This is a genomic window from Pseudomonas sp. LB3P93 (assembly GCF_054898025.1).
Genome location: NZ_CM142713.1, coordinates 128,375 through 153,587, shown reverse-complemented (window position 1 = coordinate 153,587; position 25,213 = coordinate 128,375). Strand labels below are relative to the sequence as shown.

Annotated in this window: 24 protein-coding genes and 1 tRNA gene; 5 read left to right on the top strand and 20 right to left on the bottom strand. The window is 58.7% G+C overall.

Translation table 11 applies throughout. The features are described from left to right. Positions 1-268 precede the first annotated feature (268 nt). The 4 genes from ACYZT8_RS00660 to ACYZT8_RS00645 form a co-directional block, all read right to left on the bottom strand. The gene (locus ACYZT8_RS00660; RefSeq protein ID WP_461978416.1) at positions 269-1,051 is read right to left on the bottom strand and encodes a MetQ/NlpA family ABC transporter substrate-binding protein; all 783 of its coding nucleotides are present in this window, start codon (positions 1,049-1,051) and stop codon (positions 269-271) included. A gap of 174 nt (positions 1,052-1,225) precedes the next feature. Beyond that, a complete protein-coding gene (locus ACYZT8_RS00655) occupies positions 1,226-2,164 on the bottom strand; it encodes a sigma 54-interacting transcriptional regulator (protein WP_461978414.1) in 939 nt (312 codons plus the stop codon). A gap of 60 nt (positions 2,165-2,224) precedes the next feature. Further along, a complete protein-coding gene (locus ACYZT8_RS00650; protein ID WP_461978412.1) occupies positions 2,225-2,806 on the bottom strand; it encodes an alpha/beta hydrolase in 582 nt (193 codons plus the stop codon). A 456-nt stretch (positions 2,807-3,262) separates the two neighbouring features. Next, entirely contained in the window at positions 3,263-4,336 is a 1,074-nt protein-coding gene (locus ACYZT8_RS00645) for a fatty acid desaturase (protein ID WP_461978410.1), read from the bottom strand. 100 nt (positions 4,337-4,436) lie between these two features. Here ACYZT8_RS00645 and ACYZT8_RS00640 point away from each other — a divergent pair, with 100 nt between their 5' ends. Then, positions 4,437-5,441: an AraC family transcriptional regulator gene (locus tag ACYZT8_RS00640; protein ID WP_461978408.1), complete on the top strand. Its 1,005-nt coding sequence runs from the start codon at positions 4,437-4,439 to the stop codon at positions 5,439-5,441. 216 nt (positions 5,442-5,657) lie between these two features. Here the strand turns inward: ACYZT8_RS00640 and ACYZT8_RS00635 are convergent, their stop codons facing one another. From ACYZT8_RS00635 to ACYZT8_RS00625, 3 genes are all read right to left on the bottom strand, one after another. After that, positions 5,658-5,906 (bottom strand): helix-turn-helix domain-containing protein, encoded by a 249-nt coding sequence (locus ACYZT8_RS00635; RefSeq protein WP_461978406.1) that lies wholly within the window; start codon positions 5,904-5,906, stop codon positions 5,658-5,660. 110 nt (positions 5,907-6,016) lie between these two features. Next, entirely contained in the window at positions 6,017-6,382 is a 366-nt protein-coding gene (locus ACYZT8_RS00630) for a response regulator (protein WP_461978404.1), read from the bottom strand. Between the two features lie 70 nt (positions 6,383-6,452). Next, positions 6,453-7,139, bottom strand: a complete 687-nt coding sequence (locus ACYZT8_RS00625) for a Crp/Fnr family transcriptional regulator (protein ID WP_461978402.1) — start codon at positions 7,137-7,139, stop codon at positions 6,453-6,455. A gap of 84 nt (positions 7,140-7,223) precedes the next feature. Between ACYZT8_RS00625 and ACYZT8_RS00620 the strand changes: the two genes are divergently transcribed. Further along, positions 7,224-7,742: an Mpo1 family 2-hydroxy fatty acid dioxygenase gene (locus ACYZT8_RS00620; RefSeq protein WP_461978400.1), complete on the top strand. Its 519-nt coding sequence runs from the start codon at positions 7,224-7,226 to the stop codon at positions 7,740-7,742. A 138-nt stretch (positions 7,743-7,880) separates the two neighbouring features. On the opposite strand, the gene ACYZT8_RS00615 is transcribed toward ACYZT8_RS00620, so the two are convergent. The 6 genes from ACYZT8_RS00615 to dibA all read right to left on the bottom strand — a co-directional run bounded on the left by ACYZT8_RS00615 (position 7,881) and on the right by dibA (position 14,122). Then, positions 7,881-8,870, bottom strand: a complete 990-nt coding sequence (locus ACYZT8_RS00615) for a sulfate/molybdate ABC transporter ATP-binding protein (RefSeq protein ID WP_131060526.1) — start codon at positions 8,868-8,870, stop codon at positions 7,881-7,883. A 3-nt stretch (positions 8,871-8,873) separates the two neighbouring features. Beyond that, positions 8,874-9,743, bottom strand: coding sequence for a sulfate ABC transporter permease subunit CysW (gene cysW / locus ACYZT8_RS00610; RefSeq protein ID WP_438661680.1), 870 nt, complete (start codon positions 9,741-9,743; stop codon positions 8,874-8,876). 12 nt (positions 9,744-9,755) lie between these two features. Further along, on the bottom strand, positions 9,756-10,574 hold the full coding sequence (gene cysT / locus ACYZT8_RS00605; protein WP_461978396.1) for a sulfate ABC transporter permease subunit CysT: 819 nt from the start codon (positions 10,572-10,574) through the stop codon (positions 9,756-9,758). Positions 10,575-10,643: 69 nt separating this feature from the next. Continuing rightward, positions 10,644-11,657: a sulfate ABC transporter substrate-binding protein gene (locus ACYZT8_RS00600; RefSeq protein ID WP_461978394.1), complete on the bottom strand. Its 1,014-nt coding sequence runs from the start codon at positions 11,655-11,657 to the stop codon at positions 10,644-10,646. Positions 11,658-11,727: 70 nt separating this feature from the next. Then, on the bottom strand, positions 11,728-11,910 hold the full coding sequence (gene oscA, locus ACYZT8_RS00595; protein WP_007945260.1) for a sulfur starvation response protein OscA: 183 nt from the start codon (positions 11,908-11,910) through the stop codon (positions 11,728-11,730). A gap of 292 nt (positions 11,911-12,202) precedes the next feature. Next, a complete protein-coding gene (dibA, locus tag ACYZT8_RS00590) occupies positions 12,203-14,122 on the bottom strand; it encodes a phosphodiesterase DibA (RefSeq protein ID WP_461978392.1) in 1,920 nt (639 codons plus the stop codon). Positions 14,123-14,269: 147 nt separating this feature from the next. On the opposite strand from dibA, the gene desA reads away from it, so the two are divergent. After that, positions 14,270-15,454 (top strand): delta-9 fatty acid desaturase DesA, encoded by a 1,185-nt coding sequence (desA, locus tag ACYZT8_RS00585; protein ID WP_461978390.1) that lies wholly within the window; start codon positions 14,270-14,272, stop codon positions 15,452-15,454. A gap of 248 nt (positions 15,455-15,702) precedes the next feature. Beyond that, complete coding sequence (locus tag ACYZT8_RS00580; RefSeq protein WP_461978388.1) at positions 15,703-16,692, top strand: GGDEF domain-containing protein; 990 nt, start codon at positions 15,703-15,705, stop codon at positions 16,690-16,692. A gap of 44 nt (positions 16,693-16,736) precedes the next feature. On the opposite strand, the gene ACYZT8_RS00575 is transcribed toward ACYZT8_RS00580, so the two are convergent. The 3 genes from ACYZT8_RS00575 to gabD all read right to left on the bottom strand — a co-directional run bounded on the left by ACYZT8_RS00575 (position 16,737) and on the right by gabD (position 21,017). Then, positions 16,737-17,951, bottom strand: a complete 1,215-nt coding sequence (locus ACYZT8_RS00575; protein ID WP_461978386.1) for an HDOD domain-containing protein — start codon at positions 17,949-17,951, stop codon at positions 16,737-16,739. Positions 17,952-18,098: 147 nt separating this feature from the next. Further along, positions 18,099-19,376: a 4-aminobutyrate--2-oxoglutarate transaminase gene (gene gabT, locus ACYZT8_RS00570; protein WP_461978384.1), complete on the bottom strand. Its 1,278-nt coding sequence runs from the start codon at positions 19,374-19,376 to the stop codon at positions 18,099-18,101. Between the two features lie 198 nt (positions 19,377-19,574). Further along, positions 19,575-21,017, bottom strand: a complete 1,443-nt coding sequence (gabD, locus tag ACYZT8_RS00565) for an NADP-dependent succinate-semialdehyde dehydrogenase (RefSeq protein WP_131060516.1) — start codon at positions 21,015-21,017, stop codon at positions 19,575-19,577. Between the two features lie 349 nt (positions 21,018-21,366). On the opposite strand from gabD, the gene ACYZT8_RS00560 reads away from it, so the two are divergent. After that, positions 21,367-21,443: transfer RNA gene (locus ACYZT8_RS00560), tRNA-Arg, on the top strand. Positions 21,444-21,633: 190 nt separating this feature from the next. Here ACYZT8_RS00560 and ACYZT8_RS00555 read toward each other — a convergent pair. The 4 genes from ACYZT8_RS00555 to ACYZT8_RS00540 form a co-directional block, all read right to left on the bottom strand. After that, positions 21,634-23,277: an RNA-binding domain-containing protein gene (locus ACYZT8_RS00555; RefSeq protein ID WP_461978382.1), complete on the bottom strand. Its 1,644-nt coding sequence runs from the start codon at positions 23,275-23,277 to the stop codon at positions 21,634-21,636. A gap of 447 nt (positions 23,278-23,724) precedes the next feature. Further along, a complete protein-coding gene (locus ACYZT8_RS00550) occupies positions 23,725-23,994 on the bottom strand; it encodes a hypothetical protein (protein WP_461978380.1) in 270 nt (89 codons plus the stop codon). Positions 23,995-24,014: 20 nt separating this feature from the next. Then, positions 24,015-24,650 carry a hypothetical protein gene (locus ACYZT8_RS00545; protein WP_461978378.1) on the bottom strand — a complete coding sequence of 212 codons (636 nt, stop codon included), beginning with the start codon at positions 24,648-24,650 and terminating at the stop codon, positions 24,015-24,017. After that, positions 24,647-25,213 carry an RNA polymerase sigma factor gene (locus tag ACYZT8_RS00540; RefSeq protein ID WP_461978377.1) on the bottom strand — a complete coding sequence of 189 codons (567 nt, stop codon included), beginning with the start codon at positions 25,211-25,213 and terminating at the stop codon, positions 24,647-24,649. Before ACYZT8_RS00540 ends, ACYZT8_RS00545 begins: the two co-directional genes overlap by 4 nt.

Genomic DNA, 25,213 nt, shown 5'->3' with positions numbered 1-25,213 from the left:
GCGGCTGGATCCGCAAGAAATCGTGAAATTGTTGGTGGCGTTGCGCAGGGCGCTGGAGGCCAGGGTGGCCTGAGAGATGTAGATCGTTCCCACGCTCTGCGTGGGAATGCAGCCCGTGACGCTCCGCGTCACATCTAAAGCCGAACGCGGAGCGTCCGTAGAGGCATTCCCACGCGGAGCGTGGGAACGATCAATGTACGCACACAAAAAACGCCGACGCTATTTTAGCCGTCGGCGCTCGAAACCTTGAAGGGGTTTACCTCGCGAATCAGAACGCCGGCAGTACCGCGCCGCTGTACTTCTTGGCGATGAATGCTTTCACTTCCGGGCTGGTCAAGGCTTTGGCCAGTTTCTGGATGGCAACGCTGTCCTTGTTGTCCGGACGAGCCACCAGGAAGTTCACGTAAGGCGAATCGGCACCTTCGATTACCAGCGCGTCTTTTGCCGGGTTCAGGCCTGCTTCCAGCGCGTAGTTGGTGTTGATCATGTCCAGGTCAACCTGATCCAGAACACGCGGCAACATCGCGGACTCCAGTTCCTTGAACTTGAAATTGTGCGGGTTCTTGGCGATGTCTTTCGGGGTCGCCAGGGCGTTTTTCGGGTCTTTCAACTCGATCAGGCCAGCCTTCTGCAACAGGATCAGGGCACGGCCGCTGTTGCTGCCTTCGTTCGGGATGGCGATGGTCGCGCCGTCCTTCAGCTCAGCCAGGGATTTGACTTTCTTCGAGTAACCGCCGAACGGTTCGACGTGAACGCCGATCACGGTCACCAGGTTGGTGCCTTTGCCTTCGTTGAAGCTTTTCAGGTACGGCAGGGTCTGGAAGTAGTTGGCGTCCAGACGCTTCTGATCGACCTGTACGTTGGGTTGAACGTAGTCGGTGAAGACTTTGATTTCCAGGTCCACGCCTTCTTTGGCGAGGGTTGGCTTGATCAGTTCAAGAATCTCGGCGTGTGGAACAGGGGTCGCCGCAACCACCAGTTTCTCGCCAGCCTGGGCCAGGCCCGCAGTCAGGGCAGCCGCCAGTGCGGTGAACAACAGAACCTTTTTCATGCAGTGTCCTTATCGAATATCACGGTCGTCATCGACGACGGCTAATTAGTACGTGTGCCAGTGAAGTGCTATCGCTGGCGTGAAGCGGACAATACCGGGATTTTTTATTCCCGAACAATATCTTTTATTCACTTTGATATTCCATTTTGTTCATACAGCTCTAGCTCGCTGGGGTTACAGCGTTCGGCTCAGGCTCTCGAGTAAATCCTTTAGGATCGAACGCTCTGCAGCCGTGCCATTTTTGCTCACCTGCGCGATCTGCTGCTCGATCTGCGCCAACGACACAGGCACTTCAGGCAGATTCAAATGCTCCGGCAAAATCTCGTCGCCGGTGCTGACCAGCAGCGCGAAGTGAATGACGTTTTCCAGCTCCCGGGTGTTGCCCGGCCAACTGTGCCGCTCCAGCACAACCTGCGCAGCCTCGCTGATCAGCGGCACCGGCACCGGCAGGTCGAGGCGCTGGCTGTAGATGCCGAGGAAATACTCGGACAGCGACAGAATATCGCCGACCCGCTCGCGCAACGCAGGCAGTTCAAGCTGGCCTTCGCTGAGGTAGTGATAAAGCCGTTCGTGAAATTTTCCAGCCGCCACCGCTTGCGCCAGGTCGATGCTGGTGGCGGCGACGAGGCGCACATCCACCGGGCTCGGCTGGGGCGAGCCAACGCGGGTGACTTCGTGGTTTTCCAGGGCGGCGAGCAATTTGATCTGGATCGGCAGCGGCAAGTCGCCGATTTCATCCAGATAGAGCGTTCCGCCGTTGGCCGACCCGAACCAGCCAGCGCGGCTGCTGGCCGCACCGCTGTAACTGCCGGCGGCATAACCGAACAGCTCAGCATCCGCATAGGTCGGGCTGATGGCACCGCAATTGACCGAGACGAACAACCCGCCGCGATCACTCGCACGATGGATGTGCCGGGCGAGCAATTCCTTGCCGCTGCCGGACTCGCCACGGATCAACACCGAGATCGAGCGCGGCGCCAGTTGCTCCAGCTCCTGGCGCAATTGGCGGGAGCGTGGATCGACAAACACCAGCGCCTTGGCGCGAATGCTGAGGGGGCTTTTTTCTGCGTCGGGAAAGGTCAGCAGTGGCTGACCGAAAGCTTCAAAACTCATGGCAGACTCCCGCCCAAAACCGCCGGGAGACGGGTAGGCGTTTTTAAAAAAGAAAAGGGTTCAAGCGCGACGCAGGGCGTGATGTTCCATTCGGTTTTGCAGGCGATAGAGATAGGCAAAACCCTGCTCCCAGCGCTGGTGTCCGGACTTCACGTTGATGTGTCCGGCATCCGCCAGAATCCCTGCCTCGGCACCCCAGTTGCGGGCCAGTTCGAGGGCTCGCGGCGCACTCACGGCGCTGTCGTTGTCGGAGCTGACGACCTGGCTCGGGAAGGGCAACAAGTGGCTTGGGATCGGTGCGAAGTTACGCAGCGCCGGCGAGCACGCCGGGCGCTCGACATCCGCGGGTGCGACCAGCAAGGCACCGCGAACTTGACGCAAAAATTGCAGCGGCGCAGTGGCGGCCCAATGAGCGACCGTAATGCAGCCCAGACTGTGCGCAATCAAGATCACCGGCGTGCTGTCGGCCGCTATCGCTTCGGCCAGCGCCGCGACCCAATCTTCACGACGCGGCGTCAGCCAATCGGCCTGCTCCACCCGCGCGCTGTTCGGCAGACTGTTCTGCCAGTGGCTTTGCCAATGATCTTCCGGCGATCCTTGCCAGCCCGGCACAATCAGGTAGCGAATTGATTCGTTGCGCATGGGGGAACTCTCCTGCTGCGTGTCTGTTCCCGACCGAGTATAGGGAGGAGAGTTATATTCGTTAAGGAATAAGAAGCTATTTATTAAGATCTGTATCGAATATGCGAACAACTCCCTGTAGGAGCGAGCCTGCTCGCGAAGGCGGCCTCACATTCAACATTGATGGTGGCGGAAAAACCGCTTTCGCGAGCAGGCTCACTCCTACAGGCTTTTGTGTTTTGCCGAATAAAAAAAGGGACCGCACCCTGCCAAGGAGACGGCCCCGGAAACTCAAAATCTGTTAGCGCTGATCAACCTCGCTGGAATGTGATGATTGGCTGAAACGGTTATCTATTAAAGGAATATTTAATTACTTTATTAGTCCTAAATTGCATATGCCAATCACTCCTTGCTTCACAACGTAACGTCCCTTTGGGTCAAATTGATGACCAGCGTTTGAGTTTCCGAGTGCATTGATCAAGCCTGAGCGGCACGAACCTCCTGCGCCTCTGTTGTTTCCTCACGCACAAACCGGTTCGCCCGTCCAAATGTCCCGAAATCATTGAACCGCACGCCCATCTCGCGCATCACTTCATGCGCTACCGGCACGGTCATCTGGCGGATGTAAAACGGTTCCTTCACCACAAAGTGATGAATCCCGTGGCTGCTGCCGAAGTTGAAGCAGAACGCCTGCATCGGCCACATCCACCAAGGGTTCAGCACCTGGGTTTGCTGAATCACATTGCCCGGCTCCACATCACCGTAGTAGTGCATGTTGGAGCTGACAAAGTGCAGGCAAAACGTGCGCAACACGTTAGGGCCTATAATCACCACCGCCGCGATGTCGATGACCTGCATGACCGACAGCATGGTCGCCGACCATTCGATCGGCGCACCCAGCAGATAGGCGACGCCATTCGCTGCATGGAAACCAAGAAATACGTACCACGCGCCCCAATGCACCAGCGCCAGCGGCGCGTAGACCTTCAGTGCGCGTTTGATGATGCTGAGCTTATGAGTCCAGGTCTTGGCCCGCAGCATGCGAATGAACGCCGACATCACGTTGTCGCCGACCATCAACAGCCGCGCAAAACCCCAGGGCTCGCCGTTGGTGATCGCGCGTTCTTCCATGTCGGCTTCCGTACCGGACACCTTGTGATGATTGAGGTGCAGATGCCGGCGAATCCACGGATTGATCGTGCTCGGCCGCGCCAGCCACACCAGGCCCATCATCAGATTGTGCGGCACGCGCTGTTTGCGAAAGTACATGCTATGAATCAGGTCGTGTTCCAACTCGTGGGTCAACGAGGCGAAAAACGCGTTGAGCAACAGGCACACCCACCAGGCCATGTGCCCGGTCATGTAGAGCGCCGCCGAACCGATCATTGCGGCCAGTGCGAAGGCCAGAATGCCCGCGCCCATCGCGTCTTGATGGTTGAGAACCGGGTAGCGTTTGCGCAGTTCGACCCCTCTGGCCAGCACCGCTTCGCGAATATGGGCTGATCGTTGAGCTGCATTCAGTCGCTGGGGACTTGCAGAAGTACCGTCCATGCTTCCATCCTCTGGTTATTGATGTTCGCATCCTGCCTTGTGAACCCTCACAACGCGGTAGCCGTGAACGCCAACCTGTTGACCGGAAGCGCCAATCAGCATGACTGAACCGACCTCCCTCGCCAGCTGGACCCGCGCCCTGCGCAAGCAACTCGATGCGCTGGGCCTCGACAGCACCGCCCTGTGTCACCAGGCGGGGCTCGACCCGCAATTGATGGACGACCCGAACGCCCGTTACCCGTTGTCGGGCACCACGCGCCTGTGGGAAATCGCGGTGCAGGTCAGCGGCGACCCGGCGATCGGCCTGCGGGTGTCGCGCTTTGTCAGCCCGACCACGTTTCATGCGCTCGGTTATGCACTGGTGGCCAGCGGCAGTCTGCGTGAAGTGTTCGAGCGCATCGTGCGCTATCACCAAGTGGTCAGCGATGCGCTGGAACTGGAACTGACCCGCGCCGAGGATCGTTATCGCTTCCGTCTGAAAATTCCCGCCGGCAACCCCGCGCCGGCGCTGGAGGCCATCGACGCGTTTGCCGCGATTTACGTGCGCACCTGTCGCAATCGCCTGGGCCGTGACTATGCACCGCTGGCGGTGTACCTGCGCCGTCCCGAACCGGCCGACCCGCATCAATGGCACAAAGTCTTTCGTTCGCCGGTGTATTTCGCCGCCGACGAAGACCGGCTGGAATTTGCGCTCGTGGACTTCGACAGTCATTTGGACGACGCCAACCCGGAACTGGCTGAACACAACGAAGCGGTGCTCAAGCGCACCCTGGCGCAACTCAAACCGCTGACGTGGGAGCGCAAGGTCCGCGATGCCATTGAAGAGCAACTGCCCGAAGGCGAGCCCAGCGCCGAACACATCGCCAAGGCCTTGCACCTGAGCTTGCGCAGCCTGCAACGGCACCTGGCGGACGAAGGCTGTCGATTCGACACGCTGCTCAACGAAAGCCGCGAAAACCTCGCACTGCTGCACCTGCGCGACCCGCAATGCTCGTTGAGTGAGATCAGTTATTTGCTGGGGTTTGCCGATACGAGCAGCTTCAGCCGTGCTTTCAAACGCTGGACCGGGATGACGCCGGGGCAGTTTCGGGATGGGCTGCGGTGACAGATCCGGAAGGTGGGTTGCCTGCTCCGGCCTCTTCGCGGGCAAGCCCGCTCCCACAGTTGATCTCTAGCGGATCCCAAAATCGGGCAACACCGAAGACCCCATGTGGGAGTGAGCCTGCTCGCGAAGGCGATCTTCGACTCCCCTAACGTTGTCGGCTTTTTGACCAGACTTCGCGCAACACCTGATTTTCACAATCTGCCAATGTCCTGGGGCTCAACAATGGAAGCTCTTAGTTTTCAGGGTATCCAGAGTCGGACGCGTCGACCGGCGAGCCACGCCCGTGAGTTCATACCCAAAGCCATTGAGAATCGCCTGAACCTTACGGATACCAACTTCGGCGATAGTGTTGTTCTCGATACCCGAAATGGTAGAGCGGCTCATACCGTACTGTTGCGCCAGCGCCTGCTGAGAGAGCTTTCTCTCCTTGCGCAATGTTCGGATCAGTTCACCAAGGTTTTCCATTTGATAACCAGCATCGTATACCGTGCAAAATTCCACAAATCGTGGGCATGCATTGTATTTAGTGCAGTTCCGATGCGAAGTCCAGTTCGTTTATGACCAGACTCTAGAAATCACCGCCCCCTATCCCGCCGCAACAACTTGCGCACCCGCGCCACTAGCTCGCTCACGGTAAACGGCTTGAGCAAGTAGTCATCGTCATGCAGTTCCAACCCGCGCAGGCGATCTTCGATGCCATCCTTTGTGGTCAGGAACAGCACCGGCGTGTCGCCGAGCTTGCGGATCTGTTGCTGCAACTGCCAGCCGTTGAGCCCCGGCAGCATCACGTCGAGGATGATCAGTTCGTACTCGCCGGACTCGATAAAGCGTCGGCCGTCCATTCCGTTGAGCGCCACGTCGACCGAATAACTCGCTTCGTTCAGGCCGTTGGCCAGGAGTTTGGCGGTCTCCGGTTCGTCTTCTACTAACAGCACACGCATGGCACACCTCGATTGTCGTCATCACAGGCTAGGCGCGTTCGCGGACAAAGCCCATCAATAACGCTGAGTTTTAGAAAATCGCCAGTGCCCGCAAGCGCTCGGCATCGACAATCTCGATCTCGCCGTACTTCAAATTCAGAATGCCCTGCCCCTGTAAGTCCTTGAGGATCTGGTTGGTGGTCTGGCGCGACAGCGACAGCATCGACGCCAGTTGCTCCTGGGGCAGTTGCAGTACCCGGCGCGGCGGATCGTATTCGCCGTAACCCTTGGCAATCATCAGCAATCGATGAGCCAGGCGTGCCGGGGCGGGCATCAGGCTCAGCTGTTCGAGGCTGATGAAGGTCAGGCGCAGTTTGTGGCTCATCAGCAGCGCCAGTTGCCGCCAGTACACTGGTTGTTCATCGAGCAACGCCAGCAGCGCCGCCTGCGGGATGTGCAGCAGGGTGCACTGACCCACGGCGAAGGCATCGTGGGTACGTGGCTGGCCGTCGAACAGACAGATTTCGCCGAACCAATGGGGCGATTCCACAAGGCTCAGCAGCGCTTCCTTGCCCTGCTCGCTGACCGCGCCGATGCGCACCGAGCCTTCGAGCACCGCGTACAAGCCGCACGGCGGGTCACCGCGCTTGAACAACAGCTGCCCCGTCGATAACCGCCGCACCCGGGCCGCAGCCAGCAGACTATCCTGTAAGGGAACAGGTAAATGACTGAACCACTGCCCCGACTCCAGGCGCGCACGCCAAACCTGCATGTCCATCAAAACTCCTGGAGATTGTCGCCTGCCTGACAGAGCGAAAAGTGAACCCGAGGCATGATCAATCACCCTACAGGAGGAATAACAATGAAAAGCCTCGTTGACCATCTCAGTCAATACGCCGCCTACCACCGTGACCCGCGCAATATTGCCAGCCACTTTATCGGTATTCCGCTGATCGTAGTGGCGGTGGCGGTTCTGCTGTCGCGGCCGCAATGGGTTGGAGGCTGGGTTTCGCCGGCGATGCTGGTGGCACTGGCGTCGGCGTGGTTTTACCTGCGCCTGGAAGTGCGGCTCGGGGTGTTGATGACTGTGCTGCTGGGGCTGTGCGTTTGGGCGGGCCAGGTTCTTGCGCAGCAAAGTACGCTGGTGTGGCTGACGAGCGGGATCGGGATGTTTGTGGTGGGGTGGGCGATTCAGTTTGTCGGTCATCACTATGAAGGGCGCAAACCGGCGTTTGTCGATGATGTGACGGGGTTGATTGTCGGGCCGTTGTTTGTGGTGGTTGAGTTGGCGTTTTTGCTGGGGATGCGGCGGGACCTCAAAGAGCAGATTGAGTCGCGGGTTGGGGGTGTGCGGATCAATCCGAAGCGTGCTGCTGCATAGGACGCCATCGCGAGCAGGCTCGCTCCCACAGGGGATTTGTGAACACCGCAGACACTGTAGGAGCCGGCTTGCTGGCGATCAATGACAACGCGGCATGTCAGACACACCGCAATCGCCAGCAAGCCGGCTCCTACAGAGTCAGATGTTCGCGAGTTTCTGCCAGACTTTGGGCTTGAAGAACAATGTCTCACCCTTCGCCAGGCCGATCAGGCTGTCGTGATCCTTCACCACTTCAGCTTCGATCAACTCGCTCTGGCCTTCGACCTTCAACGTCACCCGGGTCGTCGCGCCCAACGGACGAATATCCCGCACTTCCGCCGCGTGATGGTCTTCCAGCTCATGCCGCGACAGCGACACTTCGTGCGGGCGGAACAGCACGTGGTTGTCTTCACCCAAATGCAGACGGTTCGAATCCCCGAGGAAGTGATAAACGAAATCGCTGGCCGGGTTTTCGTAGACATCACCCGGTGATCCGATCTGTTCGATCACGCCTTTGTTCATCACCACGATACGGTCGGCGACTTCCATAGCCTCTTCCTGGTCGTGGGTCACGAATACCGAGGTCAGATTGATGTCTTCGTGCAGCCGCGCCAACCAGCGACGCAGCTCTTTACGGACCTTGGCGTCGAGTGCACCGAACGGTTCGTCGAGCAGCAGGACTTTTGGCTCGACCGCCAGGGCACGGGCCAGCGCGATACGCTGGCGCTGGCCACCGGAGAGTTGCTCCGGGTAGCGATCCGACAGCCAGTCCAGTTGCACCATGTTCAGCAGTTCATGAACCTTCACCGCGATCTGGCTTTCGCTAGGGCGCTGGTTTTTCGGTTTCATGCGCAGGCCGAACGCGACGTTGTCGAACACGGTCATGTGGCGGAACAGCGCGTAGTGCTGGAACACGAAACCGACGTTGCGGTCACGCACGTCATGGCCGGAAACGTCTTCACCGTGGAACACGATGTTGCCCTTATCCGGGGTTTCCAGGCCGGCGATGATCCGCAGCAGCGTGGTTTTACCGCAACCCGACGGACCGAGCAGCGCCACGAGCTCGCCGCTTTGAATGTCCAGGCTGATGTTGTCCAGCGCCTTGAACGCATTGAAATTCTTGCTGACGTTACGCACTTCGATCGACATGAATTATTCCTCCGCGGCGCTGGCGCGCAGGCGGTTAATACGGTTTTCGCTCCACTGCTTAAGCAGCAGGATGAAGAGCGCCATGATCAGCAACAGGCTCGCGACCGCGAACGCGGCCACGTGGTTGTATTCGTTGTAGAGGATCTCGACGTGCAGCGGCAGGGTGTTGGTCACCCCGCGAATGTGCCCGGAAACCACCGACACCGCACCGAATTCACCCATCGCCCGCGCAGTACACAACACCACGCCGTAGATCAGGCCCCATTTGATATTGGGAACGGTGACGTGCCAGAACATCTGCCAGCCATTGGCCCCGAGCAAGCGCGCGGCCTCTTCTTCCTGGGTGCCTTGTTCCTGCATCAGCGGGATCAGTTCACGCGCCACGAACGGTACGGTGACGAAGATCGTCGCCAGCACGATGCCTGGCAAGGCGAAGACGATCTGGATGTCGTGATCCTGCAGCCACGGCCCGAACAGGCCTTGCGCGCCGAACATCAGCACGTAGACCAGACCGGCGATAACCGGCGATACAGAAAACGGCAGGTCGATCAGCGTCACCAAAATGCTTTTACCGCGGAACGAGTACTTGCTCACGCACCACGCGGCGCTGACGCCGAACACGAGGTTCAGCGGGACCGAAATCAACACGGCGATGACCGTGAGTTTCAGCGCCGACAGCGCGTCGGGTTCAAGGATCGCGGTGAAGAACGAACCCAGACCATTCTTCAAACCCTGGGACACCACGATCACTAGCGGCAGCAACAGGAAAAGGGCAAACACCAGCCAGCCAAGACCGATCAGGATTCTCCGTGAACTGGCACTGCCACGGCGGGCAGCGTTCGAGGAAGCAGCAGCAATAGATGATTGGGACATTTCTGCGCCTCCTTATGGGGTTTCAATACGGCGTTGCAGCAAGTTGATCAGCAGCAACAGGACGAAGGAAACCACCAGCATCAGTACGCCGATGGACGTGGCGCCGGTGTAATCGTACTGGTCGAGCTTGACCATGATCAGCAGCGGCAGAATTTCTGTTTTCATCGGCATGTTGCCGGCGATGAAAATCACCGAACCGTACTCGCCGACCCCGCGGGCAAAGGCCAATGCGAAACCGGTCAACCACGCAGGCAGCAGCGCAGGCACCAGAATATGACGGAAAACCTGCAAGGGTTTGGCCCCCAGGCACGCCGCCGCTTCTTCGACTTCACGGGGGATATCGGCCAATACTGGCTGTACCGTACGTACTACGAATGGAAGCGTCACAAAAGTGAGGGCAAGCGTGATGCCGAGGGGGGTATACGCGATCTTGAAACCCAGGTCCGCCGCAAACTGACCCACCCAACCATTCGGCGCGTACAGCGCAGTCAGCGCGATACCGGCCACGGCAGTGGGCAAAGCGAAGGGCAAATCGATCATTGCGTCGATGATCTTGCGACCAGGGAAGCTATAGCGCACCAGCACCCAGGCCAGCAGCGTGCCGATGATGCCGTTGATGATCGCGGCATAGAGCGCGGTGCCGAAGCTCAGCTTCAACGCCGCCAGCACCCGTGGCGCCGAGATAATCGCCCAGAACTGATCCCAGGTGAGTTGCGAGGCGTGCACAAACATCGCCGCCAGTGGAATGAGCACAATCAGGCTGAGGTACACCAAGGTGTAGCCCAGTGTCAGCCCGAAGCCGGGTATGACGGGGGAGATACGACGCGACATAAAAGTCCTTGGTTGAGAACGCGCAAAGCCCCGAATGTAAATCCGGGGCTCGTTGATGGCTATTTAAAATTACTGCGCCTGGTAGATCTGGTCGAACACGCCTCCATCGTTGAAGAATTTCGGCTGAGCGGATTTCCAGCCGCCGAAGTCCTTGTCGATGGTCACCAGGTCCAGGGTCGGGAACTGCTTGCTGTACTTGGCGGCCACGTCCTTGTCACGTGGACGATAGAAGTTTTTCGCCGCAATTTCCTGGCCCGCCGGGCTGTACAGGTGCTTGAGGTAAGCTTCGGCGATCTGCTCGTTGCCCTTTTTCTCGGCGTTCTTGTCGACCACAGCCACCGGTGGCTCTGCAAGAATCGACAGCGAAGGCACGATGATTTCGAACTTGTCAGCGCCGCCATCTTCTTTCAGCGCCAGGAAGGCTTCGTTTTCCCAGGCCAGCAACACGTCGCCCTGACCGTTGTTGACGAAGGTGATGGTCGAACCGCGAGCGCCGGTGTCCAGAACCGGAACGTGTTTGAACAGGGTCTGCACGTATTCCTTGGCCTTGGCTTCATCACCGCCGTTGGCTTTCAAGCCGTAGGCCCAGGCCGCGAGGAAGTTCCAGCGCGCACCGCCGGAGGTTTTCGGGTTCGGGGTGATCACCGATACGTCGTTCTTGACCAGATCGCCCCAGTCCTTGATGCCTTTAGGGTTGCCCTTGCGCACCAGGAATACGATGGTCGAGGTATAAGGCGTGCTCGCCTCGGGAAGACGCTTCTGCCAGTCGGCCGGCAGGGTCTTGCCGAGCTTCGCGATTTCGTCGATGTCACCGGCCAGGGCCAGGGTCACCACGTCGGCCCGCAGACCGTCGATCACGGCCCGGCCTTGCTTGCCCGAACCACCATGGGATTGCTGGATTTTCACGTTGTCGCCAGCGTGGTCTTTTTTCCAGAAGTTGACGAACTCGGCGTTGTAATCCTGGTACAGCTCGCGAGTCGGGTCATACGACACGTTGAGCAGCTCGTAATCCTTGGCAACCGCGGAACCAGCAAAAAGGGCACTGGCCAGGGCGGCCAAAGCGAAATGACGAATCGACGACATGGTGAAAGCTCCTGGAATTCTTGGTGTGTTGGCTTTTTTTATGGTGTGCTGGAATCGGGTTGCCGGTTTGTTAGCTCGGTTTGTTGCTTGGGTTCTGCAAACGGAATTTTTCTTTACGTTCGATCTGGACCACCTGAGCGTTGTGCACGGTAATTTCCACGGCGCCAAAACGCAGATCGCGCAATGCGCTCTGGATCTCACGCAAGATGGTTGCTTCGTCTTGACCGTCAACGCTACGTAGGGATGCGCTCATGGTGCTGCTCCTTCAACTGAGAGGTTGCCTGGCAGTGGCGGCACTGCTTGCGGCGTGAGAGCAATAGTAGAGACGTGCGGATATTCTTAAAAAGACTATTTAAGAATGTTTATATAACCAAATTACATTATCTATCGAGACATAGGTTTGCGGCGGATTTACGCTTTTGAAAGTGGCTCACAACCCTGTGGCGAGGGAGCTTGCTCCCGTTCGAGGGCGAAGCACTCGCTTTTGGGACTGCTGCGCAATCCAGCCGGAGCAAGCTCCCTCGCCACAAAAATCTAAGGTGGGCTTAGCGGATTTCCGGCGTGTACGCCCACCCCAGCAGCTCGGCCGGAACCGGTCGCCCAAACCAGTAGCCCTGCCCCAGATCGCAGTCCTGTTCGAGCAGGAAGCGCGCCTGCTCGACCTGCTCGATCCCTTCGGCATGCACTTGCATCCCCATGCTTTGCGCCAGCGCGATAATCACTCGCACGATCGCCGCGTCGTCCTCGTCCCACGGCAAACCGGCGACAAAACCTTGATCGATCTTGAGCTTCTGCACCGGCAGACGCTTGAGTCGCAGCAGCGACGAATAACCGGTGCCGAAATCATCGATGGCCAGCCGCACACCCAACTCGCGCAGGCGATGCATTTGCTCCAGCGCCACTTCCGGGTCTTCCATCACCGCGCTTTCAGTGACTTCCAGCTCCAGATACGCCGGATCCAGGCCGGTTTCGTGCAGCACCTGAGCCACCTGTTGATACAGCTCGCGGCGGGCAAACAACCGCGACGAAACATTCACCGCAACGAATGACAACGCCACGCCGGCGGCTTGCCACTGGCACATCTGCTGACAGGCCTGGCGCATGACCCAGGCATCGATCTCGGCAATCAGCCCGGTGCGTTCGGCGATAGGGATGAACTCTGCCGGCGACACCAGCCCGCGCTGCGGATGCTGCCAACGCACCAGCGCCTCGACGCCGATCAGACGGCTGGTCTTGAGGTCATGCACGGGCTGGTAATGAACCCGCAACTCCTGCTTTTCCAGCGCGCGGCGCAGCTCGAATCCGATCTCTACCCGTTGCTGGGCATGTGCAGTCAATTCCTCGGTGTACAGGGCGTAGCCTTCGCGGCCGGCGCTCTTGGCCTTGAACAGCGCCGAATCGGCGTTGCGCAACAATTGCTCGGCACTCAAGGCATCGCCGGGAAACAGGCTGATACCGATGCTGGCGTTGATAAAAAGCCGATGCCCCTCGATATGCAGTGGCTCACGCAGACCATCGATGATCCGCTGAGCCAGCGCCCCGGCGTGCACCAGTTGCGGACAGCTTTCGGCGAGTACCGCAAACTCGTCACCGCCCAGACGCGCCAATGTGATGCCCGGGCCGAACATGGCTTTCAATCGCTCGGCCACGGCTTTGAGCAATTGATCGCCGATCGTGTGCCCGAGGCTGTCGTTGATCATCTTGAAGTGATCCAGATCGACCAGCAGCAACGCACAACCGCGTTTGTGGAGTTGCGCCGAAGCCAGGGCCTGCTCGGCGCGGTCGGTGAATAGCAGCCGGTTTGGCAACGTGGTCAGCGGATCGTGGTGGGCCAGGTGCTTGAGTTGATGCTCCGAGTTCTTGATCGCGCTGATGTCGGAAAACACTGCAACGTATTGGCTGACCTGCCTTTCGTCATCGCGAATGATCCGGATGGTCTGCCATTGCGGGTAGATCTCGCCGCTTTTGCGCCGGTTCCAGATTTCTCCACTCCACTCGCCCGTACTGTCCAGCGTGGCGAACATCGTCTGATAGAACGCCGGAGGATGATGCCCGGACTTGAACAGGTTCGGCCGCTGCCCCAGCACTTCCTCACGCTGGTAGCCGGTAATTTCCATGAAGGCCCGGTTCACATGGACGATCAGTCCTTCGCTGTCAGTGACCAGCACGCCTTCACGGGTGCAATCGAACACCGCGGCCGCCTGACGCAAACGTTCCCGGTCGTCGCTACGCTCGCGCAGCTTGGCGCCGATGCCCAGACACCGGAACAATCGCGCTCGGGCAATGAAGATCAGCCCTGCACTAAACGCAACCCAGACGTAACCGTTGATCAGTTGCCATCGCAGTAACTCGGCGGAGTTATCGAAGAAACTGTTCAATAAGTAGCCGCTAAACTGGAGCCATACTGCAGAAAGCAACAGGTAGAGCAGCGCAGCACGCAAGGCATCGCGATAGGTGGCAGACATTCGGCCGTCCATGTCCCTACAAAAGGGTTGGGATTATAGGTTAAAGAAACATCCGGCCACTCTTATCTGAAAGGGCGACTGGTTTTATCTGTGGGCTTAGTGATAATGCAACGGCTGTTTTTTTATTTATCGAGGGCCCTATAGCCTATGTGGTACGAAGGTTTTCTCGGCTTGTCGCCCTGGTCACTGGTGGCAGTCACCCTGCTGATGACCCACGTCACGATTATCGGCGTCACGGTCTATCTGCATCGTTATTCAGCCCATCGCTCGCTTGAGCTCAATGCCGGCTTGAAACATTTCTTCCGCTTCTGGCTGTGGTTGACCACAGCACAGAACACCCGCGAGTGGACCGCTATCCACCGCAAGCATCACGCCAAATGCGAAACCGTCGATGACCCGCACAGCCCGGTCATCAAGGGCCTGTCCACCGTTCTGCGCAAAGGTGCCGAGCTGTACCGCGCCGAAGCGGAAAACCCGGAGACCCTGCGCATCTACGGCAAGAACTGCCCCGAAGACTGGATCGAACGCAACCTCTACAGCCGCTACCCGCTGCTGGGCGTGGCGATCATGGCGGTCATCGACCTGCTGCTGTTCGGCACCATCGGCATCACCATCTGGGCCATCCAGATGATGTGGATCCCGGTGTGGGCCGCCGGCGTGGTCAATGGCCTGGGCCATGCCATCGGTTACCGCAACTTCGAATGCCGCGACGCGGCGACCAATCTGGTGCCTTGGGGCATCCTGATCGGCGGTGAAGAACTGCATAACAACCATCACACTTACCCGAACTCGGCCAAACTGTCGGTGAAGAAGTGGGAGTTCGACCTCGGTTGGGCCTGGATCCAGGTCTTCAGTTTCTTCCGCCTGGCCAAGGTCCAGCGGGTTGCTCCAATCGCTCACCGCGTCGAAGGCAAAGGCAGCCTGGACATGGACACTGCCATGGCGATCCTCAACAACCGCTTCCAGATCATGGCCCAATACCGCAAATTGGTGATCGCGCCGCTGGTCAAGCAAGAGCTGGAAAAGGTCGATCACTCGGTCCGTCACCAGTTCCACCGGGCCAAGCGCCTGCTTTCGCGGGAAACCAGCCTGCTGGACGAAAAACACCACGTTCGGATCCAGACCATGCTCGAGCACAGTCAGGCGCTGAAGGTAATTTACGAGAAACGCCTGGCCTTGCAGCAGATCTGGGTCAAGACCAGCTCAAATGGTCACGACATGCTGGCCGCCATCAAGGATTGGGTTCACGAAGCCGAAGCCAGCGGGATTCAATCCCTGCGCGACTTCGCCGACCAACTGAAAACCTACTCCCTGCGCCCTGCTGCTGTCTGACCCGTCGCCACAGGCTTGCCTCTAGAAAGAGGCTTGTCTGTGGCGAGGGGGCTTGTCGGAACGCCGCATCACCCCGTTCGGCTGCGCAGCAGTCGCCAGTACCGCCCGGCGGGAGCAAGCTCCCGCGCCCCCATAGGCGGGAACCAATCTCCAAATCCCCTATCTCAAAGACACTTCGCCACCCGGCGGGCTTTGCTGCAGCCGCTTTGTAACATCGGAGCGGCGCACGCCCTTTGAGATTTGTCCCGATGGTCCCCAAAAACCCACAAGACTCATCCCTTCCTCAATTACCCGACGCCGCTCAAACCCTGATGGCTCTCATGCATGCCCAGGGCGAAGTGGCACGCCTGAGCGAACGCGAGCAGCTCTTCAGCTCCCTGCTGGTGAGCGTCAACGCGGTGCTTTGGGCATTCAATTGGGAAACCCGTCAGGTGCTCTACGTCAGCCCGGCCTATGAGCGGATTTTTGGTCGTTCCGCAGGCCTGTTGCTGTCCGACTACAACGAATGGCGCGACAGCATTTACCCCGATGACCTGGACTACGCCGAGCGCAGCCTGGCGGAAGTCCTGGTCAAAGGCGCCGTTGAAGACCGCGAGTACCGCATCATCGCCGCCGACGGCCAGGTACGCTGGCTCAGCGACAAATGCTTCATCAACCGTCAGGCCGAGCCGGGTCAACCAGTGATCATCGTCGGTATTGCCGAAGACATCACCGAAAAGAAACGGATGGAAGCCGAACTGCAGCGCCTGGCAACCACCGACGTGCTGACGCAAAGCAGCAATCGCCGACACTTCTTCGAATGCGCCCAGCGCGAGTTTGCACAAGCGCGAAAACAAGGCGCGCCGATGGCGTTCCTGTTGCTGGACATCGATGACTTCAAAGTGGTCAACGACACTTACGGCCACCAAGCCGGCGACAACGTACTGCAACGAATCGCCGAGAGCGGACGTGCCGCCTTACGCCGGGGAGATTTTTTCGGGCGGATCGGTGGCGAGGAATTCGCTGCGGTGTTCCCCGGCTGCGCACCCGACATGGCCATGCAAGTCGCCGAACGCCTGCAACGGCAGATTCAGCAATTGAGCTTCAGCCATGACGACCAGACGTTCGGCATCACCGTCAGCCAAGGCTTGACCAGCCTGACTCCGGAGGACGATACCCTCGACAGCGTGTTCGCCCGCGCGGATGCCGCGATGTATGAGGCCAAGCGCCAGGGTAAAAACCGTATTATCTCCGGCTGACCCAAAACCCGAATCGACACTCCTAAAGGGGTTTCGTGTGAGGTTTATTTTTTGCGCAAACGCATCAATTCCGGCAAGCCAATCTGGAGCAACCGCGCGGCCCGGCTTTTGGCCAATACCTCAATGCCCTCATGCTCGGTCAGACGCGCCAGTTGCGCAGCAATGTTCATCACCAGCGCTTCCCGGGAGTAAACCCCGCCACCGAGCTGGTAGACCGCTGCAATCAGCTCTCGCAACTCCAGCGGCAGGCGCCAACGCGCGCGTAGCGCCGAACCGTAGGCCGCGCCGAAGTCGGCCAAGGCGTCTCCCACCTCCTGCCATTCATCCAGCTCGCCACCGGCCTGCTTCCACTCCTGCAAACACCTCAGCAAAGCGAGGTCGCCGAGGCAATGCAGCATGCCCGCGCAATAACAACGCTCCTGATCCAGGTCCAGCAAGCGCGCCAGCGTGCGGGCGTATTCAGCCGTGTGCAGCGACAACTCCCAGAAACGCTCGGCGTAATCCGCCAGGAACGGATCGCTGAGCCGGGCACTGCGCTTGAGCGCCAGCCCCAGAATCAGGTTCATGCTTTGCCCGGTGCCCAAGCGGTGCAGCGCCTGGGACAGGGTTTGTACGGCATCGCCAAGGTGATGAGCCGCACTGTTGGCGGCGGCGATCAGCACGGCGGTGACCTGCGGATCGGTGCGGATTTCATCTCCCAGCCGGGTCAGATCGAGGCCATTGGGATTGAGGCTGCGTTTGATCGCCACCTGCACGTCGGTCATCAACGGCGCACCTTCCGCCAGTTCACGGCGACGCTCCAGGTACACCGACAAGGTCATCCCGGGCGCCAGCGTTGGCACCTCGCAGGCAACCTCCTCTCCGGCATTCACCAGCAATTCTTGCAGGCGATGGGTCAGGCCTTCCATGTTCAGCGGTTTGGTCAGGTACTCCGTGGGTGCCAGGGGCAAGACCTCGCGCACGCTGGCGCTGTCGTTGCGGCTGCTCAACAGAATGAAGGGCAGCGGCGGATTGCGCTTGCGTTGACGCACGTTGCGCAAAACATTCAGGCCATCGACGCCAGGCAGCTCCCAGTCGACGATCACCAGGTCGTAAGGATTTGCCGCCAGCAACTCCAGCGCCTGCTGGCCATCAGCACACAAATCCAGCAGTGCATCACAACGCACACTCAACAACACCTGCTTGAGCAGGTCGCGAGACCAAGGGTCGGCCTCGGCAATCAAGACTCTCGGTACAGCGGGTAAATCAACGGCAGTCATGCAACACGCTCCCTCGCAATGCTTGAACCTTAGTCAACGCTTGCCATTCGATACAGCGCCAATGCTTCAATGTGTTTCAAGAGGCGAAAAAAAACCCGCCGAAGCGGGTTTTTGTCGATCAGATCACAAATCGATCAGTGCCCGGAATCACAGTTCCGAGAAGCACTCTTCGATGATTGCCAGACCTTGATCCAGTTGCTCGTCCGGCGAAGTCAGCGGTACCAGGACGCGCAGAACGTTGCCGTAAGTGCCGCAAGACAGCAGGATCAGGCCCTTGTCGCGAGCCTTGGCCACAACGGCGGCTACCGCTGGAGCGTTCGGCTTGTGGCTGTCGCCATCAACGAACAGCTCGACCGCGATCATCGCGCCCAGGGCACGGACTTCGCCGATCACCGGGTACTTGGCCTGGATGGCTTTCAGGCCAGTGACCAGACGCTCGCCGACTGCCTTGCAGCGATCCAGCAGGTGCTCTTCTTCAAACACTTCCATCACGGCCAGGGCCGCGGCGCAAGCGATCGGGCTACCGGCGTAGGTGCCGCCCAGGCCGCCTGGAGCAATGGCGTCCATGTATTCGGCCTTGCCGCACACACCGGCCAACGGGAAGCCGCCAGCGATGGATTTGGCGAAGGTGGTCAGGTCGGCAGCAACGCCCATCTGTTCCATGGTGAAGAAAGTGCCGGTACGGCCAGCGCCGGTTTGCACTTCGTCAGCGATCAGCAGAATGCCGTGTTGGTCGCACAGGGCACGCAGACGCTTCATGAACTCTTTCGGAGCGACGTAGAAACCACCTTCACCCTGAACCGGCTCGATGATGATGGCAGCGATGTCACGTGGCTCGGCGTCGTTCTTGAAGATGCGTTCGATGCTGGCGATCGAATCGTCGACGCTTACACCGTGCAGTTCGTTCGGGTACAGCGCGCGGAACACGCCGCCTGGCATCAGGCCCATGCCGGCCGAGTAAGGCACGACTTTACCGGTCAGGCCCAGGGTCATCATGGTGCGACCGTGGTAAGCGCCGGTGAACGCGATCACGCCGGCACGGCCAGTGGCGGCACGGGCGATCTTCACGGCGTTTTCCACGGCTTCGGAACCGGTGGTCACCAGCAGGGTTTTCTTGGCGAAATCACCTGGCACCTTGGCGTTGATTTTTTCGCACAGTTCTACGTACGGTTCGTAAGCCAGCACCTGGAAGCAGGTGTGGGTCAGCTTGTTCAGCTGCGCAGTTACGGCGGCGATGATTTTCGGGTGCAGGTGACCGGTGTTCAGTACGGCGATACCGCCGGCGAAGTCGATGAACTCGCGACCTTCAACGTCGGTCACGGTGGCGTTCTTCGCGGACTCGGCGAAGATCGGGTGAATCTGGCCAACACCGCGTGGTACAGCGGCTTCGCGGCGTTTCATCAGGGAAGCGTTAGTCTTGCTCATAAAGTCCTCATTCACCGCTCATCGGGCGGCGTGGTTCAAGGAAAATGCGGCGGGGAGGCAACTACGGCAGCATGCGATGATCGACTGCCACAGCGTTCCCGGCCACAGAGAAAATTCCGTTTGAAGCGCAGAAAGGGACAGCGCTCTCGTGCCCTTTCCGCTTGAAGCAATGCCTTGCCGTGCTTAAGTCGTGCGAGCTTAGATGCCCAGGCAGAGGTATTTGATTTCCAGGTAATCTTCGATGCCGTACTTGGAGCCTTCACGGCCCAGGCCCGACGCCTTGATGCCGCCGAACGGCGCGACTTCGTTGGAGATCAACCCGGTGTTGACGCCGACCATGCCGTATTCCAGGGCTTCAGCCACACGGAACACACGACCCAGGTCGCGAGCATAGAAGTACGAGGCCAGACCGAACTCGGTGTCGTTGGACATCGCGATCACTTCGGCTTCGTCTTTGAAGCGGAACAGCGGCGCCAATGGACCGAAGGTTTCTTCCTTGGCCACGGCAGCGTTTTTCGGCACGTTGGTCAGAATGGTCGGTTCGAAGAAGTTGCCTTCCATGACCTTGCCACCCGCCAGCACGGTTGCGCCTTTGCTGATTGCGTCAGCAATGTGCTCTTGAACCTTGGCCACGGCTTTTTCGTCGATCAGCGGGCCAGTGGTGGTGCCTTCTTCCAGACCGTTGCCGATCTTGAGTTTGGCCACAGCCACTTTCAGCTTCTCGGCGAACGCGTCGTAGACCGAATCCTGAATGTACAGACGGTTGGCGCAGACGCAGGTCTGGCCGTTGTTGCGGTACTTGGAAATGATCGCGCCTTCGACGGCCTTATCCAGGTCCGCGTCGTCGAACACGATGAATGGAGCGTTGCCGCCCAATTCCAGGGACACTTTCTTGATGTCCTTGGCGCATTCAGCCATCAGCTGACGACCGATTTCGGTCGAGCCAGTAAAGGACAATTTACGCACGATCGGGTTGCTGGTCAGCTCGCTGCCGATGTCGCCGGCACTGCCGGTCACAACGCTGAACACACCGGCAGGAATGCCGGCACGCTGGGCCAGTTCAGCCAAAGCGAATGCCGAGAACGGAGTTTGCGAAGCAGGTTTGAGCACCATGGTGCAACCGGCGGCCAGGGCCGGGCCGGCTTTGCGGGTGATCATCGCGGCCGGGAAGTTCCACGGGGTGATGGCTGCGGTCACGCCGATTGGCTGCTTGATCACGATCAGCCGCTTGTCTGGCTGGTGGCCCGGAATCACGTCACCGTAGATGCGCTTGGCTTCTTCGGCGAACCACTCGATAAAGGAAGCGGCGTAAACGATTTCACCCTTGGCTTCGGCCAATGGCTTGCCCTGTTCCATTGTCATCAGGCGAGCGAGGTCGTCCTGGTTCTCGATGATCAGTTCGAACCAGCGACGCAGTTTGTTCGCACGGTCCTTGGCGGTCAGTGCACGCCAGGCCGGCAGCGCTTTGTCAGCGGCTTCGATTGCACGACGGGTTTCGGCAGCGCCCATTTTCGGCACAGTGCCCAGAATTTCGCCCGTTGCCGGGTTGTTGACCTTGATCGTCAGACCATTGTCCGCATCAACCCAAGCGCCATCGATAAAGGCTTGCTGGCGGAACAACTGGGTGTCTTTAAGCTGCATGTCGGCTTTCCTTAACAGCACCGCGACCAGCGCGGAGCGAATTATGATTGTAGAAAGGCGCCTTGTAGGCTGCCGTCAGGGAAATCATTCACCGGGCTGAAGCACATAAATAGCGCACTGTTCGAAACTCGTGCGGTTCAGCACCCAGACAAGAGCGTTTGAAATCTCAAACGGATCGTAGGATCAAAGCGCCTAAAGGACAATACTATGTTCGAAAAAAAGAACGAAAACGGCGCATTTGCCTAATTTTTCTGATCAACGTAGCAAACGGTTGTTACGGTTGCGAAAACCGCAGTCGATTCAGCAGCATGGACGCCCGCAGTGCATATGAGTATCATGGCGCCCGCTTGCACCAGTAGCTCAGCTGGATAGAGTACTGCCCTCCGAAGGCAGGGGTCGTGGGTTCGAATCCCGCCTGGTGCACCATAATAGTAGAAACGAGAAAGCCTCAGGCCGTAGGGCCTGGGGCTTTTTTGTGGGTGATGTCTCGTCCTGAAGAAGGTTTACACCTTCCGACTTCTTATCAGGAAGGTGCAGTTTCGTCGGCGTCGGGCTAACCCCAACACGACGCGCGAATGTCTATAAATGTCTAAAAACGTCTAACAATGTCTAGAAATCAGCCTTTAGACATTTGCCACAGCTTGCCCTTGACCTTGATAACACCCTGAATCTTAAGCGCCTGCAGCAGATTTTTGATCTTGTTGGCTTTCTGCTGACGGTCTAGAACCTCGGGTAGTTTGTCTATCAGTAACTTATCGATGTCGATACGTTTGGCTGAGCCCGATTTTTGGATCAACTCGCAAATCAGGCGTTTGTAATGCGTATCGTCGATGCCCCGGTTACGGATGTACTGCGCCAGATCATCGCTGTGCTGGGCCACTTGGGCGGAGATATGAAAATTGGGCTTGCGCCCCTCAATCAGCCCCTGCGCCTTGAGATGGAGAGACTGCGCATCGGTCAGCGGTTTGCGCTTCTGCACCCGATCCAGCAGGAGGATGTCTTCCAGTGACAAATTGGGCATTTCCGCCAATTTGCGCGCATAGCTCATATCCAGCACGCGTCCGGTGATGGTGACCTGCACGCGATTCCGCTCAAGCTGATACTCAGGAAGGGGAAAGAAGCGGTTTTTCTGGATCAGAAACATCTTGCGGATGCCACTGCCGATGGTGTCGATCATGTTCAGGTTGACCATGGCATCGGTGAGGAAGCGATTGCGGTAGCGCGTTTCCGGTGCGTCGGCCTGAATCACTTGTTCCACCGAGCCGGGAATGAAGTCGCCGGGGTTGCTGAAGCATAGCCGCCCATCTTCGAATTCAACTACCGAGACCTTGCCACCCAGTTCGTAGTCCTGGTGGGCAATGGCATTGTTGAGTGCTTCGCGGATAATGAAGGGGTCATACTGGTCGACCTCCTCTGGGAACAACGAGCTCTCTGACATATAGCGGTATTTCAGGTTGCGGATTTTGCGGTAGACCTCATCGGCGCTGACCAGCAATGGACAGGAGAAGTGCTGGTAATCGCGCTCAAAACCGTCGCGGTCTTTGAGAATCCAGCTGAGGGTGGGCGAGGCTGGGTTGAGCCAATGCGCCGCCTCCGGTTTGCCCAGCAACAAAATGGCAGTTCGGGTGATATGCCCCTGGATGGTTACCTTAGCCTTGTTGAGAAAGGTTTCGTCGCACCAGCCCGCCAGTTCGTCGGTCAACTTAGGATGCTTAGTGGAATACTCGCGCCGGGCCAGCGCAATTGCCACTTCGCTCAAGTCCGCCAGGCTGGCTCCGGGACAGAGACCCGCGCTCCAGTCCTGAAGCCGGTTCTGGCGGCGGATGCGTTCAATCTCTTCGAGCGACAGCGGCCCAAGGGACTCACCGTCGCGGCCGTAGAAATGTCCTTCCCAGGCCATCGGCAGACCTTGTGGTGCAGCGGGAATTTCGAACAGCAACACCCGGCCCGCAAGATGCTGAACGGTATGAATCTCGACAAAGGTCAGGCGCTGACTGATCTTGTCAGCCACTTCCTTCTTCAAAGACTGCAACTGCTTAGGCGTCTCTCGAAAGCGTGTTCCCACCACTTGTTGGCGGTCATTGACGCCGAAGACCAGCCAGGCTGCGGACAGCCCCTTGAGGTTAGCCTCGTTGCTCAGCGCGGAGAAATAGCGGCCGAGCTTGTCGAAATCGTAGTTGCTCTTGGCTTCCTTGAACTCCACTACTTCACTCTCGCCATTGCCGGCCAGCAAGCGCTGCAGTTGCTGCTGGGCATCCATTAGGCCACCTCCATATCCACTGCAGATACTCCGTATCGAAGACGCTGGCCAACCGGGCGGCTTGGCAGCTCAAGGGTTGAGGAAACGCGGCATCTTAACCAAATGGGGCCGAGACTGAGCTGAAATCTGGCCATGGAACAGCCGTCGATCACTTTGTCCCGTCTCTTTCGGATAAGGATACTTCGCGGGCTCACGCCTAGGGTTGAGCGGACGCTCCCGTCGAAGGCGGGATTACTGCCATGACTAGGGCTGGAGGAGCCTCAAATGGTAAAAAGAAAAATCCAGATAATAAAAACCCCTGAGCAGTATCAGCGCCGGAACGCATCAACCGACAGGGGCCGTGTTGACGGCGATTACAAGGGGTGAGGGCATCTCGGCAACTGCTGGTTGGTCCGATGCAACCGTCAAGGAAAACTTGACGGTTCAAATTGAGCGCACGCGTGCTTTTCATTCAGTCGTCCAATCAAACTCATCGTACTCATCATCGTCTTCTTCGTCCTCAATCAACTCATCATCAAGGCCGTCCTCCTCCAGCGCCTCTTCTGCCTGCTTCGCCAGAAGAAACTCCTTACGACTCTCCGTCACTGCTCGCCGCAATTCCTCGCCCTTGACCGGGCAGTTGAGCATTTGGGCGATGCGGTCGATTTTTTTTGCCACGGCATCCTCCAACGCATCGGCTATGGCCCGATAGTGCGCGCTTTCGGCTGTTGATGCCAAATCGCTGACCGCTTTGCCTCTCAGTTTTTCTGCAGATTCTTGAGTCTGGCGGCGAGGTCCTCCTTGGGAAAGCGTTTGTGCAATGTCGCCATCATGTCGTCGGCCGCTTTGGTTTGACCGGCATTTCGCAGGCGGATCACTTCCCGTAACTGGTCGTCGAGGAACTTCGGTGGAGCCGCGAAGCGTTTACTTACTTTCGCTTCCTCAGCCATGTCAGCGCTGATCGATTCGCTCTGCGCGGGCGCAGCCATATCAGCCATTGGCGCCACAGGTGCTGGCGCAGGCGCGGACATCGCGCCAGCCGGGGCCGCCATTGAGCGGGCAATCGATGCAGGCGCTTCTGCGGCTTCTTTCTTGGCCGCAAAAGATGAGGCTTTGGGCGCCGGGGTGGAATCGTAGGTTGGCACTTGCTTGGGCGTACGTTGCACCAGCGTCAACATCAGCGCGACGCCAACAAGGCTGGCAAACGCGACTTGCCAACGGGGTTTCTGGCAAGCCTGAACCCAGCGTTGCCACAGGCTCGGTTTGTGTGCAGGCGCTTCACGGTGTGCGGCGGCCAGAATGAACGCGTCGAGATGTGCCGGTGGTTCGCCAGCCGCGTGTTCACGAAAATGCTTCACCACATCGTCATCCGGTGTTTTGCGGGCGTCAGTCATGTCAGTACCTCCTCGGCCAGCAGCCGACGCAGTTTTTGCTGGGCGTAGCGCAAGCGACTCTTGACGGTTTCCAGGGGTGTTTCGGTGAGGGTGGCGATCTGCGGCAGGTCGAGATCGCCGTGGGCGCGCAGCAGGAACACTTCGCGCTGGTCGGCGGGCAGGTTTTGCAGGGCGGCTTCGAGGCGCTGGGTGTCGCGGCTCAGGCTCAGCAGTTGCTCGGGATCGGTCGCCTCATCAATCACGGCGTGGGTCTGCTCGTCATAGCTGTCGTGCAAAGGATTGTGGATTCCATGTTTGCGCCAGTGGTCGATCAATCGATTGCGGGCAATCTGAAACAGCCACGTACGAAAATTCGCCCGGCCTTGTGGCTGGCTGGTGCTGCGGATCAGGCTCAGCCAGGTTTCCTGGTAAACCTCTTCGGCGAGTTCGGGCTTGCCGCTCAAACCGAAGAGGAACCGGTAGAGGCCTTGGCGATGACGGGCGTACAAAATCTCGAACGCTGGCCCGTCGCCTGCGCGATACCGGGCCAGCAGCGATTCGTCGCTCGGTTCAGGCGCTGACAT

What these genes read in the sequence shown, in the direction of transcription:
- ACYZT8_RS00660 (WP_461978416.1), bottom strand. Translation starts at nt 1,051, where the DNA reads ATGAAAAAGGTTCTGTTGTTCACCGCACTGGCGGCTGCCCTGACTGCG.
- ACYZT8_RS00655 (WP_461978414.1), bottom strand. Translation starts at nt 2,164, where the DNA reads ATGAGTTTTGAAGCTTTCGGTCAGCCACTGCTGACCTTTCCCGACGCA.
- ACYZT8_RS00650 (WP_461978412.1), bottom strand. Translation starts at nt 2,806, where the DNA reads ATGCGCAACGAATCAATTCGCTACCTGATTGTGCCGGGCTGGCAAGGA.
- ACYZT8_RS00645 (WP_461978410.1), bottom strand. Translation starts at nt 4,336, where the DNA reads ATGGACGGTACTTCTGCAAGTCCCCAGCGACTGAATGCAGCTCAACGA.
- ACYZT8_RS00640 (WP_461978408.1), top strand. Translation starts at nt 4,437, where the DNA reads ATGACTGAACCGACCTCCCTCGCCAGCTGGACCCGCGCCCTGCGCAAG.
- ACYZT8_RS00635 (WP_461978406.1), bottom strand. Translation starts at nt 5,906, where the DNA reads ATGGAAAACCTTGGTGAACTGATCCGAACATTGCGCAAGGAGAGAAAG.
- ACYZT8_RS00630 (WP_461978404.1), bottom strand. Translation starts at nt 6,382, where the DNA reads ATGCGTGTGCTGTTAGTAGAAGACGAACCGGAGACCGCCAAACTCCTG.
- ACYZT8_RS00625 (WP_461978402.1), bottom strand. Translation starts at nt 7,139, where the DNA reads ATGGACATGCAGGTTTGGCGTGCGCGCCTGGAGTCGGGGCAGTGGTTC.
- ACYZT8_RS00620 (WP_461978400.1), top strand. Translation starts at nt 7,224, where the DNA reads ATGAAAAGCCTCGTTGACCATCTCAGTCAATACGCCGCCTACCACCGT.
- ACYZT8_RS00615 (WP_131060526.1), bottom strand. Translation starts at nt 8,870, where the DNA reads ATGTCGATCGAAGTGCGTAACGTCAGCAAGAATTTCAATGCGTTCAAG.
- cysW (WP_438661680.1), bottom strand. Translation starts at nt 9,743, where the DNA reads ATGTCCCAATCATCTATTGCTGCTGCTTCCTCGAACGCTGCCCGCCGT.
- cysT (WP_461978396.1), bottom strand. Translation starts at nt 10,574, where the DNA reads ATGTCGCGTCGTATCTCCCCCGTCATACCCGGCTTCGGGCTGACACTG.
- ACYZT8_RS00600 (WP_461978394.1), bottom strand. Translation starts at nt 11,657, where the DNA reads ATGTCGTCGATTCGTCATTTCGCTTTGGCCGCCCTGGCCAGTGCCCTT.
- oscA (WP_007945260.1), bottom strand. Translation starts at nt 11,910, where the DNA reads ATGAGCGCATCCCTACGTAGCGTTGACGGTCAAGACGAAGCAACCATC.
- dibA (WP_461978392.1), bottom strand. Translation starts at nt 14,122, where the DNA reads ATGTCTGCCACCTATCGCGATGCCTTGCGTGCTGCGCTGCTCTACCTG.
- desA (WP_461978390.1), top strand. Translation starts at nt 14,270, where the DNA reads ATGTGGTACGAAGGTTTTCTCGGCTTGTCGCCCTGGTCACTGGTGGCA.
- ACYZT8_RS00580 (WP_461978388.1), top strand. Translation starts at nt 15,703, where the DNA reads ATGGTCCCCAAAAACCCACAAGACTCATCCCTTCCTCAATTACCCGAC.
- ACYZT8_RS00575 (WP_461978386.1), bottom strand. Translation starts at nt 17,951, where the DNA reads ATGACTGCCGTTGATTTACCCGCTGTACCGAGAGTCTTGATTGCCGAG.
- gabT (WP_461978384.1), bottom strand. Translation starts at nt 19,376, where the DNA reads ATGAGCAAGACTAACGCTTCCCTGATGAAACGCCGCGAAGCCGCTGTA.
- gabD (WP_131060516.1), bottom strand. Translation starts at nt 21,017, where the DNA reads ATGCAGCTTAAAGACACCCAGTTGTTCCGCCAGCAAGCCTTTATCGAT.
- ACYZT8_RS00555 (WP_461978382.1), bottom strand. Translation starts at nt 23,277, where the DNA reads ATGGATGCCCAGCAGCAACTGCAGCGCTTGCTGGCCGGCAATGGCGAG.
- ACYZT8_RS00545 (WP_461978378.1), bottom strand. Translation starts at nt 24,650, where the DNA reads ATGACTGACGCCCGCAAAACACCGGATGACGATGTGGTGAAGCATTTT.
- ACYZT8_RS00540 (WP_461978377.1), bottom strand. Translation starts at nt 25,213, where the DNA reads ATGTCAGCGCCTGAACCGAGCGACGAATCGCTGCTGGCCCGGTATCGC.